The organism is Nocardioides sp. YJ-D4, assembly GCF_054031495.1.
Window position 1 is genome coordinate 255,709 of the sequence record NZ_CM132932.1, and the last position, 12,615, is coordinate 268,323.

Annotated in this window: 8 protein-coding genes; 2 read left to right on the plus strand and 6 right to left on the minus strand. The window is 71.1% G+C overall.

What is annotated here, in order from left to right:
• Positions 1 to 533: 533 nt before the first annotated feature.
• Positions 534 to 2,324, minus strand: coding sequence for a gamma-glutamyltransferase family protein (locus tag ACW14X_RS01320; RefSeq protein WP_457164430.1), 1,791 nt, complete (start codon positions 2,322 to 2,324; stop codon positions 534 to 536).
• 67 nt (positions 2,325 to 2,391) lie between these two features.
• On the opposite strand from ACW14X_RS01320, the gene ACW14X_RS01325 reads away from it, so the two are divergent.
• The gene (locus ACW14X_RS01325; RefSeq protein ID WP_457164431.1) at positions 2,392 to 3,513 is read left to right on the plus strand and encodes a calcium:proton antiporter; all 1,122 of its coding nucleotides are present in this window, start codon (positions 2,392 to 2,394) and stop codon (positions 3,511 to 3,513) included.
• A gap of 4 nt (positions 3,514 to 3,517) precedes the next feature.
• On the opposite strand, the gene ACW14X_RS01330 is transcribed toward ACW14X_RS01325, so the two are convergent.
• From ACW14X_RS01330 to ACW14X_RS01340, 3 genes are all read right to left on the minus strand, one after another.
• A complete protein-coding gene (locus ACW14X_RS01330) occupies positions 3,518 to 6,877 on the minus strand; it encodes an ATP-binding protein (RefSeq protein ID WP_457166031.1) in 3,360 nt (1,119 codons plus the stop codon).
• A 2-nt stretch (positions 6,878 to 6,879) separates the two neighbouring features.
• On the minus strand, positions 6,880 to 7,599 hold the full coding sequence (locus ACW14X_RS01335; RefSeq protein ID WP_350844698.1) for a DUF4194 domain-containing protein: 720 nt from the start codon (positions 7,597 to 7,599) through the stop codon (positions 6,880 to 6,882).
• Between the two features lie 68 nt (positions 7,600 to 7,667).
• Positions 7,668 to 9,179 carry a DUF3375 domain-containing protein gene (locus ACW14X_RS01340; RefSeq protein WP_160023668.1) on the minus strand — a complete coding sequence of 504 codons (1,512 nt, stop codon included), beginning with the start codon at positions 9,177 to 9,179 and terminating at the stop codon, positions 7,668 to 7,670.
• Positions 9,180 to 9,278: 99 nt separating this feature from the next.
• On the opposite strand from ACW14X_RS01340, the gene ACW14X_RS01345 reads away from it, so the two are divergent.
• Positions 9,279 to 10,457 (plus strand): Ig-like domain-containing protein, encoded by a 1,179-nt coding sequence (locus tag ACW14X_RS01345; protein WP_160023670.1) that lies wholly within the window; start codon positions 9,279 to 9,281, stop codon positions 10,455 to 10,457.
• Here the strand turns inward: ACW14X_RS01345 and ACW14X_RS01350 are convergent.
• Both ACW14X_RS01350 and ptsP read right to left on the minus strand, forming a co-directional pair.
• Complete coding sequence (locus ACW14X_RS01350) at positions 10,454 to 10,879, minus strand: SRPBCC family protein (RefSeq protein WP_457164432.1); 426 nt, start codon at positions 10,877 to 10,879, stop codon at positions 10,454 to 10,456. The two genes, ACW14X_RS01345 and ACW14X_RS01350, sit on opposite strands and share 4 nt — an antisense overlap.
• 30 nt (positions 10,880 to 10,909) lie before the next feature.
• A complete protein-coding gene (gene ptsP, locus ACW14X_RS01355) occupies positions 10,910 to 12,586 on the minus strand; it encodes a phosphoenolpyruvate--protein phosphotransferase (RefSeq protein ID WP_457164433.1) in 1,677 nt (558 codons plus the stop codon).
• Positions 12,587 to 12,615: the final 29 nt, after the last annotated feature.

Consider the following 12,615-nt stretch of genomic DNA (forward strand, 5'->3'; position numbering starts at 1 on the left):
CTTCGGCTTGGACGGCCTCGGCGGTGCACTTGACGGCTTCGAGGCGCGTGATCCAGTCGACCAGCTCAGCCTCAGACGCACCCGCAGGCGGCCCAGCGAGGAAGCGGTCGACGGTCTCGTACATGCGCCTTATTATATGCGCAGGAGCACCATCAAGCGACCTATTTAAGCAGGTCAAACCCATATTACGCGGTCAGCGAACAAGCATCGTAACTCCGCGCCACACTCTCGCCGCCGCCCCGATACAGGCGAAATCTTTCTCGATCGAGTGCCGAGTCAAGGATGGCCGAAGGCCACCGCGCAGCGGCGCCCGAAGGGCGTCCTTGACGCGGCGCACGATCGAGAAACACTCAAAGCAAGGGTCGGCGGCGAACCCCGAAACGAAACACAGTCACAAAAGCGAGCCCTCCCGCGGAAGAGAACCGTGTTGGTCTCGACACGCCTCCGCCTAGCGGCTCCGGCGGCTCGACCAGCGCAGCACGGCGGCTCCGGCGGCTCGACCAGCGGAGCAAGCCGGCTCGACCAGCGAAACATCAGCGCCCGACGGCATACCCCTGCGCACCCCGAGCATTAGCAGCAGCAGAAAGCGTCCCATTGTCCGGATCCCGAGTAACCGCAGAAAGCCGCCCCAGAGACCAGTCTCCACTCAGCTCGACAGCGTGCCCCCGCCGCCGCAACCCCTCGATGACCGAATCCCCGAGCCGGTCCTCGAGCACCGCACCAGCAGGAGTCCACGTACGCGGCCAGAAGGACCCAGGGAACGATGTCGAGTGGAGGGCGGGGGCATCGATGGCCTCCTGAGGCGAATAGCCGCCGACGAGAGTGCGCAACAGATAGAGCAGCTGCCACTGGTCCTGCTGGTCGCCACCGGGAGAGCCGACAGCGGCGACGGCCCGGCCCTCGCGGAGGACGAGAGTGGGCGTGAGAGTCGTACGCGGCCGCCGGCCTGGGGTGAGGGTGGAGGGCAGGCCCGGCTCGAGCCAGGTCATCTGGAGGCGGGTGCCGAGACAGAAGCCGAGCTCGGGGATCGTGGGCGAGGACTGCAGCCACCCGCCCGAGGGGGTGACCGCGATCATGTTGCCCCAGCGGTCGGCGACGTCGATATGGCAGGTGTCGCCGCGGGTCTCGCCATCGCGCGAGACGGTCGGCTCCCCGACCCCGGACGCGACGGCGGCGGGATCGTAGGTCTCGCGCAGCGGCGGGAAGGCCTTCGCGCCGAGCCCGGGCCTGACCTCGGCCGAGGCGACATCGGTGATGAGGGGCCGACGGGTGGCTGCGTACTCCTGGGAGAGGAGGGTCTCGATCACGGCCGGATCGGCGCCGTCGCCGTAGTGGGCGTCGCGGTCGGCGAAGGCGAGCTTGGTCGCCTCGAGGATCGTGTGCGCGCCGGCGGGGTTGCTGGGGTCGAGCAGCGCGTCGGCGAGCGGCTCGAGCAGGTTGAGGGTCTGCAGCAGCACCGGCCCCTGCGTCCACGGCCCGGCCTTCGCGATGGTGTGGCCCCGGAACTCCGTCGTCACCGGTGTCTCGTACGCAGCCGAGAACCCGGCCATGTCGGCCGCCGTGATCACACCGGAACGATCGGTTCCGGAGGAGTGGCGGTGCGGGGTGCGTACGAACCGTTCGATCGCCTCGGCGACGAAGCCGCTCCCCCAGGCGGCACGCGCCGCGTCGATGCGCTCCTCACGGGTCGCTGCGCCGTCACCTGCGGCGACGAGACGGTCGAGCACGGCGGCGTAGGCCTCGTTGCGGACCATCGTGTCCGGCTCCGGCAGCTCGCCGTCGACGAGCCAGTGCGCGGCGGAGGTGGGCCAGTGATCGCGGAACAGGTCGGCCACGGCGGCGATCGTGGAGACTGCCCGGCCCAGGATCGGGTGGCCGTTGCGGGCGTAGTCGATGGCGTAGGCGAGCACCTCCTCCAGCTCCCAGGTGCCGTGGTCGCGCAGCAGCATCAGCCAGGCCTCGACCGCGCCCGGAACGGCGGCGGCCAGCGCGCCCGACCCGGGGACCAGCTCGAGGCCCTCGGCCCGCATGTGCTCCGCCGAAGCCCCGGCCGGCGCCGGCCCCTGGCCCATCAGGACCGTCGGCGCGCCGTCGGCAGCAGCGAAGATCCCGACCAGGTCGCCACCCGGCCCGTTGAGGTGGGGTTCGACCACGTGCAGCACGAACCCACCCGCGACCACCGCGTCGAAGGCGTTACCGCCGCGCTCGAGGACCGCCTGCGCGGCACCGCTGGCCAGCCAGTGCGTCGAGCCGACCATGCCGAACCTCCCCAGCAGGTCGGGACGGGTCTTGAACGCGGCCGGAGGAGTGTAGGAGGAAGGCACGCCCCTCAGGCTACGAGCGCGTGTCGAGCATCCTGTCGGCGGCCCAGCGCCGGGATAGGGTCGCCCCATGAGTGCGCCAGCGGTCCGGGGCCGCCTGCAATGGTCAGTGGTCGTGCCGATCCTCGCCCTGGTGGTGCTGGTCTTCGCGTGGCTCCGCCACGACCACTGGACGATCCTGGCCGTGGTGGCGGCGGTGCTGATCGGTGCGGTGCTGGGCGCGGTCCACCACGCCGAGGTCGTCGCGCACAAGGTCGGGGAGCCGTTCGGCTCGCTGATCCTCGCGATCGCGGTGACCGTGATCGAGGTCGGTCTGATCGTGATGCTGATGACCAGCGGTGGCGACAACACCAGCACGTACGCCCGTGACACCGTCTTCGCCGCGGTGATAATCACCCTCAACGGCATCGTCGGGCTCTCGCTCATGGTCGGCGCCCTCAAGCACGGGCTGGTCAGCTTCAACGCCGCCGGCACCGGGTCGGCGGTCGCCACCGTCATCGCCCTGGCCGGTCTCACCCTGGTGCTGCCGAGGTTCACGACGTCGGCGCAGGGCCCGCAGTACTCGACGTCGCAGCTCGTCTTCGCCGCCATCGCCTCGCTGGCGCTCTACGTCGCCTTCCTCTTCACCCAGACGGTCCGCCACCGCGACTTCTTCCTCCCCGTCACCAGCGACGAGCACGGTCGGATGACCGGTCTGGTCGATCTCGACAAGGACAGCCACGCCGACCCGCCCTCGGCGGGCGAGGCCGCCCTCAGCCTGGCCCTCCTCCTGGTCTCTCTCGTCGCCGTGGTCGGCCTGGCAAAGGTCCTCTCCCCCACGATCGAGAGCACCGTCAAGAGCCTCGGGTTCCCCTACGCGGTCGTGGGTGTCGTGATCGCTCTCCTCGTCCTCGCTCCCGAGTCGATCGCCGCGGTCCGCAACGCCTCTCGGGACCGGGTCCAGACGAGCCTCAACCTCGCCTACGGCTCAGCGATGGCGTCGATCGGACTCACCATCCCCGCCCTCGCCGTCGCGATGATCTGGCTGACCGGTCCCCTCGAGCTGGGCCTCGAGCCGACCCAGATCGTGCTGCTGGTCATCTCGGTATTCGTCACCGGGCTCACCGTCGTCCAGGGCCGCGTCTACGCCCTGCAGGGGTTCGTCCACCTGGTCCTGCTGGCCGCGTTCCTGTTCCTCTCGATGCAGCCCTAGCCGGTCATCGCGCCGGGACCTCGTCGAGGCCGACCTCCAGCTTCGGGAACGAGTGGCCCTCGGCGTCCTTGAGCACGGTGTACTGCACCTCGACGTGCGGCTCGATGGCGCTGTGCTTGTCGTTGGGGGCGCCGATGATGAGCTGGAAACCGAGGCCTCGCCAGGCGCCGATGGCGCGGCCGGTGAAGCGGGCGTCGGCCTTGATCAACGCCTCGTCGAGGAAGACCGGGGCGTAGCGCGGCCGCTCGGCACCCGCGTCACCGAGCTGGTAGCGCAGCGCCGCGCCGACGATGAAGGCGACCAGCTCCTGCGACTCGCCGCCGGACTTCTCGCCGATGTGGTCGTAGAGGGCGACGTGCTCACCGGTGTCGGCGGTGACCTTCTCGGCGCTGACGCGGACGTGGTTGCGTACGTCGATCAGGTCGGCGAAGTCGGGCGCCGTGCGGCGCATGCGGTCGATGAGCCGGGACATCCGGGTGTAGGCCTGCTCCCGGGTCTCGTTGGACGACGCCTTCTCGATCAGGTCGCGCACGGCGCGGAGCTCCTTGCGGAAGCGACCACGTACCGCCGACTGGCCCTCCTGGGTGTCGATCCGGAGGCGGTGGCCGTCGTCGTTGAAGGGCAGCTCGCCGAGGATCTGGTTGATCGGGTCGATCCGGTCCCGGATCTCACGCACGGCCCGCGACAGGGTCGAGTCGAGGTTGGTCAGGTCGTTGCCCGACAGCTTGAGCAGCGAGTCGCGCCACTCGACCTCGAGCTCGTACAGGCCACTGGTCTGCAGCTCGTCCAGGAGACGGTCGAAGTCGGCGTAGGAGGCATCGGGGTCGGTGTGGAGGTTGGGGTTGGGCCAACGCTCGAGGAACGCCTCGAAGGTCTGCCGCAGCTGGACGCGGGCGGCCCCGATCGTCTCCTGTGCGGCGGCGCGGTCGGTCTCGAGGCTCTCGCCCGCCCGGGCGAAGACGGCGTCGAGCTCGGCGAGCGCGTCCTCCCGCCGGCCGGCCTCCTCCCCGCCAGCCGCCTTGAAGAGCTGCTCGAGATAGTCGGCCTGGGCCGGCGCGACATCGGTGCCCGAGGCGGCCGCCTCCTCCAGCGCGTCCTTGGCCCGGTCGACCTGCTCGACGACGTCGCTCCAGCGCACGTCGAGCTCCTTGACGGTGCTCTTGGCGGCCCCGATCCCCTCGCGCAGCGAGTCGACCTTGGCGCGGGCGCTCTTCAGCCGCTCCTGCAGCGTGGCGATCTCCGGGTTGTCGGCGGTGACCTCCTCGATCACCGCGGCCCACCGGTCCCGCTCGGCCTCGGCCCCGGCGATGTCGACCTGGTCCCAGGTGAGCGCGGTGACCGCCTTGTAGGACGTACGCCGCAGGTCGAGGTCCTTGATGGCCCGCTCGGACTCGGCGACCGCCATGCTCGCCGTCTCCGCGTCCTTGCGCGCCGTCTCGAGGAGCTCGGTGAGCTCGGCGACGCGCCGGGTGTTGGTGAAGCCGAGCACGTTGCCGGCCCCGTGACCACCGTGAGCCCCGCGCGTCCCCTGTGAGACCTGGCCGGTCACGGTCAGCGCCATCCGGTGCTGGCCGAGCAGCGCGGGCGTCTGCACGCAGACGTAGCCGTGCCGCTCCGTCAGCCGCTGCTTGAGCCAGCCGGTGAACACACCCCGGCGGTAGTCGAGGCGGCCCGGAAGAGTGCCCTCGTCCAGACTGTGCACACCATCCTTCATACCGGTGCGGACGGCCTCGTAGCGGATCCGGGTACGCTGTCGTACGGACTCGATCGCGGCCCGGAAGGCGCCGACATGAGCGGAGTCGACGAGCATCGTGGTGGCGAACCCGCCCAGGGCCAGGTTGAACGCCTCGCGCCAGGCCTCGTGCTCGGTGCGTACCTCGACCAGCTCACCGACGAACGGCATCTCCGCCGGGCTCAGCCCGGCCGCCTCCGCGAGCACCGCGCGGGCCGCGCGCAACGGCTCGGGGATGTTGCTCTTGGTCTTCTCGGCATCGGCGAGCTCGCTCTCGAGCCGGCCGACCAGGCCGGTCGCGTCGGCCTCCGCCGAGCGGGCGGCGGCGTAGGCGTTGAGGGCGGTGGTGCGGGCGTCGTCGTCGACGAGCGCCTCCTGCGCGGTCGCCTGAAGAGTCTCGAACTCGTCCGGAGTCGTGGCCACCGCACCGAGGACGGCGAGCTCCTTGTCGAGCGCCTCGCGGGCGCGGCGTACGTTGTCGACCCGGGTCTCGGCGGACCTGATCTCGCGGGTGGCCTCCTCGAGGCGCCGGCCGCCGGAGGCGGCGACGGTGACCGCGAGGCCGTCGCGCTCGGACTCGGCGGCGTCGATCAGCGCCTGCTTCTCGGCGACCGCCTTCTCCGCGGCGCTTTTGCGGGAGCTCAGGTCCGACTCCAGCTCGCTGAGCAGGTCGACCCGCTTGCCGGCCCGCCAGAGCCCGGCGGGGGTGGTCTCGTCACCGAAGGCGCCGATCCCGTCGATCACCTCCAGCCTGGCGGCGGCGTCCTCGATCGCCGCTCGGTGCTCGCGGATCGGCGTCAGCGCACGCACCTGCTGCTGCGCGGTGACCATCCGGTCGCGGGTCGCGGAGAGCTCGTCGAAGTGGGCGACGACGCCGTCGGCGGTCGCGAGGGTCTCGGGCTCCTCGAGCACCATCTTCTTGTAGAGGTCGTCGACCGTGGTGATCTGCTGCCCCGCCTGGATCCTTCCCAGCAGGTTGACGGCCTTCTCGCCGTCGCCCGCGGCACCGATCCCGAGCGCGGAGTGGATCCGAGCGGTGAAGTCGCGGTCGGTGTCGATCGGAGTGAGCCCGACCTCGGCGACCGAGGTGCGCGTGAACCGGTGGGCCGCGACCGGCTCCAGATCCCGTACGTCGAAGCCCGCCTCGGCCACGGCGCGGAGCTTGGTCACGTCGTCGAGATTCTTGGCGGACGCGGGGACGTACCAGGCACGGACCGCGGTGAAGCGGGCCCCGGTCTGGTCCTCCCAGGTCATCGCGATCGCCGACCAGGTGTCGCGGCCGTCGCCGCGAAGCACCCGGATCTTGGTGCCCTCGGCGGTCTTCGCCTCGTCGATCTTGCCGCGCGCGTAGGAGAGGATGTTGCGCTGGTCCTGGCCGCGTGGACGACCCACCACACCACCGTTGGAGGCACCGTTGAACGGCGTCGTGTGGGGCATGATCAACGCGATGTAGGCGTCCATCAGCGTCGACTTGCCCGACCCGGATCCTCCGGTCAGCAGCGTCGCGGTCGGTGAGAAGCGCACCCGGTGGGCGCCGTCGTAGCCGCCCCAGTTGACCAGCTGCAGCTCGCGCGCGACCCACTGCCGGCCGTTGGAGCGGGCGGGGATGAGGCCGAAGAGGCTGTCGATCATGTTCACTGCTCGGTCTCCTCTTCATCGTCGGCGTCATCGTCGTCGTTCTCGCTGGCCTCGACACGCTCCGCCGCAGGCGGGCTCGCTGCCCGACCAGCAGACTCCTTCAGCCACGCCTTCAGCTCGGCGAGCTTCTCGACGCTCAGCACGATCTCGACGAGCGGGGTGATCCGGTAGCGGTCCTCGGACTCCTCCTCGATCAGCCCCTCGCGGGCGAGCCGGTCAACGGCCCGGCGGATCTCACGGCGGGCGGCGGCGTCGCCGCTGGCGACGTCGAAGTAGGTGAGCACGGTCTGCTCCAGCTCGTCGGCGTCGACCCGCGCGGAGTTCTCCCCCGCGCCCCGCTCGCGCTGGAAGACGGTGCGGAGGTGGACCAGCACGAGCGTCTCGGCCCGCGAGTAGGCGTCGTCCTTGAGGAGCACCGGCACGTCCAGCTCCTCCGAGCGGACTTGTCGCTTGTAGGCGATGCCGCGGTCGTGGTCGACGACGAGCCGGATGAACAGGTCGTGGAGCCGGGACTCGATCACCGCCTGGTGGTCGAGCAACGTACGCCACTGCCGCGGGTTCTTCTCGGCCGTGATGAACCGGCGGCGCAGCAGCTGGACCAGCACCCGGCGGATGTCGGCGTCGAGGACACCGCGGTCCCCGACGAAGAGCTCGGTCGGGTCGTCCTCCATCGAGACGGGCTCGATGAAGCCTTCCGGCTCGCTGCCGTAGGCCACGACCCCCGCCTCATCCTCACCCTCAACTTGAGGGTTAGTCCCAGCCTCGGCCGGTGTCACCGTCTCGCTCAACGCCCATCCCCCTTGTCATCTGCCGCCATCACTGCGCTGAGCCTCACTCCGCCGAACGCGAACCGTCGCCGCACCCCGTCGGCCCGGACCGCCTCGATCGTAGAGATCTCCCCCGTCTCGGCCATCCCGCGGCGATGCGCGATCTCGAGCAGCCCGAGCAGGTCGACCGGGCGCCGGATCTCCTCCGGCGCGGCCGCGAAGACCTCGGCCAGGTCGACCGGCTCGTCCGCCTCATGGGCCGCGAGATAGGTGTCCAGGTGGGCCTCGATCGCCCGGTAGCCCGGCCCGCCCCAGGCCTTGGTGTCCTCGACCGCGCTCTCCACGTCGCCCCAGTCGGCGAGCGGCGCCGGCGGCTCGGGCGGTCGCAGCTCGCTGACCGACTGGCGCAGGTGACCGAGGTCGGCGACCGGCAGCCGGCGCAGCGGCTCGACGGACTCGGCCGGCCGTGAGGACGGCATCCACGCCTGGAAGCCGACCATCACATCGCGCAGCAGGTCGTCGACCTGCCGGTCGCGGGCCGGGTCGTGCGTACGCACCTGGGTGGTGATCACGTGGGAGGCGGTCTGCTGGGCGGCCAGCACCTCGGCCACGCCCGTCTCGATCCGGCGCCCGACCGCAGCCAGCTCGGCCCGCTCGGTCGGACCCATCGCCTTCGTGAACCGGTGGCGCAGCACGGTGTGCAGGTTGGTGGCCAGGTCGTCGAGGCGGCGCGGGTCACCGATCATCCGCAGCGCACCGGCGAACGCCTTGCCCTCCGGGGTGGAGGCCATCACGTCCTTGCCGCGCTGCAGGTACTCGCGCAGGACCTCCCCCGCCGGGCGTACGTCCTGGCGCAGGTCGGTCACCACGTCACGCTGCATCGCCCGGATCGACTCGACCACGCGCGCGAAGTCGGCCGGGAGCTCACGGGTCAGATGGAGGATGTTCTCGGCCTGCTCCAGCAGGGTGTCGTCATCGACGGTGTCGACGACGCCGGTGCGGTCCAGACGGGCGATCTCGGCGCGCCGCTCGGCGATCTCCTCGGTCAGCCGCGCCACCCGGGTCAGCACGTCGGGGTCGGCATCCAGGGCGAGCCGCTCGACCGCCTCCAGCAGCGTCCTGACCCGCGACTCGGAGACCCGGGCCCGCGACCCGCTCGCCCGGCCGGCGATCTCGAGGGCGCCCACGGCATGCGCGGAGAGCCGGTAGACCTCGTCCTCGCCCTCGATCTGGCGCAGCAGCCACCCGGCGCGCACCCATTGGCGACACAGCTCGCGCGCCGTGCCGACCGGCAGCATCACCTCGCCACCCTCGCCCTCGGCGTGGCCGGTGGCGCGGAGCCGGTCCAGCATGTCGCCGATCTCGGCGTGCGCGTCCACCACCGGCACGGCAGCCCGCTCGGAAGTGAAGGTCACCGAGAGCACCGCCACCACGAACGGCGCGAACCGGCCGTGCAGGAGGTCGAGCATCGGGTTCTTGAAGGCGGCCAGAGCCCCGGCGTACGCCGCCTCGACGCGAGTGTCACTCATCGGCAGATACCGTACGTGGCAGCACCGACAACACCACAACCTTCATCACACGCGCGGACGCGCCGAGAATTCGGTTGCCGCCTACCGCATAGTTATCCCATGCGGGTTCGTCCTTTTCCTGTCGTTGTGGCCGTGGTGGCCCTGATCGCACTCTCCGGCTGCGCCGGGAACTCAGAGAGCCCGGAGTCCGCCGCGAAGGGCGAGTCGGCCAGCGCCTCGCCGCCGGTGAAGCCTCTCGCCGCCACGATCGCTCCCGCCGACGGCGCCAAGGACGTACCCGTCGACAGCGTCGTGACGGTGACGGCGACCTCGGGCGAGTTCACGAGCGTGAAGGTCGCCAAGCCCGACGGACGCACCGTGCCCGGCTCGCTCTCCGAGGACAAGAAGACGTGGACCGCCAACGACCTGCTCGACCCGGCGCTGCGATACACGGTCACCGCCACCGGTGAGACCGGCACCGTGAAGAGCAGCTTCACCACCCGCTCGCTCTCCCTGGCCCAGCAGACCTTCGCCACGATCGTCCCCGTCGACAAGTCCGAGGTCGGCGTCGGGATGCCGGTCGCGGTCTACTTCGACATCCCGGTCAAGGACCACGCGTCCTTCGAGAAGCGCATGCACGTCACCTCCACCCCGGCCCAGACCGGGTCCTGGTACTGGGTCTCCGACACCGAGGCTCGCTACCGTCCGCAGAAGTACTGGAAGCCCGGCACCACCATCAAGGTCGACCTCGACATCAACGGCGCCTCCGCCGGCGGCGACGTCTACGGCCAGCACAGCCGCACCGCCACCTACAAGGTCGGTGACGCGCACGTCTTCAAGGTCAACGCGCGTACGCACCAGATGAAGGTGTTCAGCAACGGCAAGCTGCTGCGTACGATCCCGATCACCACCGGCAAGCCCGGCTTCACCACGCGCTCGGGGATCAAGGTCATCTCCGAGAAGCACCGCGTCAAGGAGATGCGCTCGGAGACGATCGGCATCTCCGACCAGAGCTCGAGCGACTACTACTCCCTCGACGACGTCGAGTACGCCATGCGGATCAGCAACTCCGGCGAGTTCATCCACGCCGCGCCGTGGTCGACCGGGTCCCAGGGCTACGCCAACGTCTCCCACGGCTGCACCGGCCTCTCCACCGCCAACGCCGCCTGGCTCTACGGCCTGGCCCGCATCGGCGACATCGTCGACACCACCGGCACCGACCGGAAGATGGAGTGGGACAACGGCTTCGGCGACTGGAACCTGTCCTGGGCCGAGTACCAGAAGGGCTCCGCACTCTAGACCGCGGCGGCCAGGCCGTTGCGGCAGCCGAGCATCATCTGCCGGTGGTTCCAGGTCAGCACCGGCCGCAGCAGCATCGAGGCCAGTCCGAGGAGGCCGTCGACGACGACCTCCTGCTCGAACACCATCCGGCTCCCGCCCGGCGCCGGCGTCAGCGTCCACCGCGCGAACCCGTCCAGGTCCCCGCCGAGCCCGACCTCCAGCGTCGGCAGGTCGCGACTGACCGCGTGCAGCACGATCTCCAGGTCGTACGGCAGCGTCGAGCGGCACACCAGCAGGGCATCGTCCTCCCCCAGCTTCGCCACCGCCCGCACCTGCGGCCACCACTCGGGATAGCGCTCCAGGTCGACCAGCACGTCTCGCACCGCCTCGGTCGACATCGGCAGCTCCCAGGTCTCGGCGAAGACGTAGTGCGCGGGCATGAGCCCAGTCTGCCGCGTACAGCCGCCGGGTCACCCCAGGATCTTCGCGACCGCCTCCCGGCCCTGCTGCGGTGACAGCGCGCCGAGCGCGGCCTCGGCGGCTTCGTCGCACAGCCCGGCGGACACGGACTCGAGGCGGGCTCCGACGGCGGCCACGGCCGCGGGGGCCATGGACAGCGACGTGATGCCCAGGCCGACGAGCACGGGCGCGAGCAGCGGGTCGGCGGCGGCCTCGCCGCAGATGCCGACGGGCTTGCCGGCCGTACGTCCCGCCTCGGCGGTGATCGCGATGAGCTGCAGCACCGCCGACTGCCAGGGGTCGGTGAGGTGGGCCAGGTCGGTGGCGAGCCGGTCGGCGGCCATGGCGTACTGGGTCAGGTCGTTGGTGCCGATGGAGAGGAAGTCGACCACCTCCAGCATCCGGTGGGCCATCAGCGCCGCCGCTGGGACCTCGACCATGACTCCCGGCTTGAGGCCGCGGGCGCGGACCAGGGCGGCGAAGTCGGCGGCCTCCTGGACGGTGGCGACCATCGGCGCCATCACCCAGGTGTCCGCGCCGGTCCGCTCGGCGGCGATCGCGATGGCGTCGAGCTGGCGCTCCAGCAGGCCGGGGTTGTCCGCGGCGAGCCGCAGGCCGCGTACGCCCAGCGCCGGGTTCTCCTCGCCCTCGTGGGTCGCGAAGGCGATCGGCTTGTCCGAGCCGGCGTCCAGGGTGCGTACGACGACGTGGCCACGGCCGGCGAAGGGCGCAAGCACCTCGGTGTAGACCTCGACCTGCTCGGCCACCGTGGGCTCCTCGCGACGGTCGAGGAAGCAGAGCTCGGTGCGGAAGAGACCCACGCCCTCGACCTGGCCGGCGGCCGCGTCACGTGCCGAGGAGCCGTCGGCGACGTTGGCGAGCAGCGCCACCGGGTGGCCGTCGGCGGTACGCCCTGGCCCGGTCCAGGCGGCCACGGCCTGGCGCCGGGCGAGATCGGCCTCGGCGCGGGCGGCGGCGTCGGGGCCGGGCTCCAGGTCGACGAGGCCGGACTGGCCGTCGACGAGCACTGGAGTTCCCTCGACGATGCCGGTCGCGCCGACCACGCCGACCAGGCACGGGATGCCGAGCTGGCGGGCGATGATCGCGGTGTGGCTGGTAGGGCCGCCCCGCTCGGTGACCAACGCGACGACGCGGGCGGGGTCGAGGGCAGCGGTGTCGGAGGGCGCCAGGTCGGCGGCCACCAGTACGCACCGCCCCTCGGGCACGTCCACGCCGGGCTCGGGCTCGCCGGCGAGGTGGGCGAGCACCCGGCGCTCGATGTCATGCAGGTCGGTGACCCGCTCGGCCATCAGCCCGCCCATCCCGCTGAACAGCGTCGCGAACTGCTCCACCGCCGCCGCGACGGAGGCGACCAGACCCTCCCCCGCGCGCAGGTGCTTCTCCACGGCGACCCGTAGCCCCTTGTCCCGGGCCAGGCCGGCGCTCGCGCTCAGCACGGAGGCGGCTGCGCCGGAGGCTTTCTCGGCCCGGAGGGCGTACCCGTCGGCGACGGCGGTGGCGGCCGCCTCGTAGGCCGCGAGGGCGTCGTCGGGCTGGTCGAAGCCGCGCCGCTCGAAGGCCTCCAGCGCGGCGGGATCGACCTCGGTCCGCACCACGTGGACGGGCGCCAGCACGATTCCCGGGACCACCGGGGTGCCGGAGAGGACAGATGAGTGAGACGTGACCATGACCACAAATATCTGCCCTAACCCCTTGA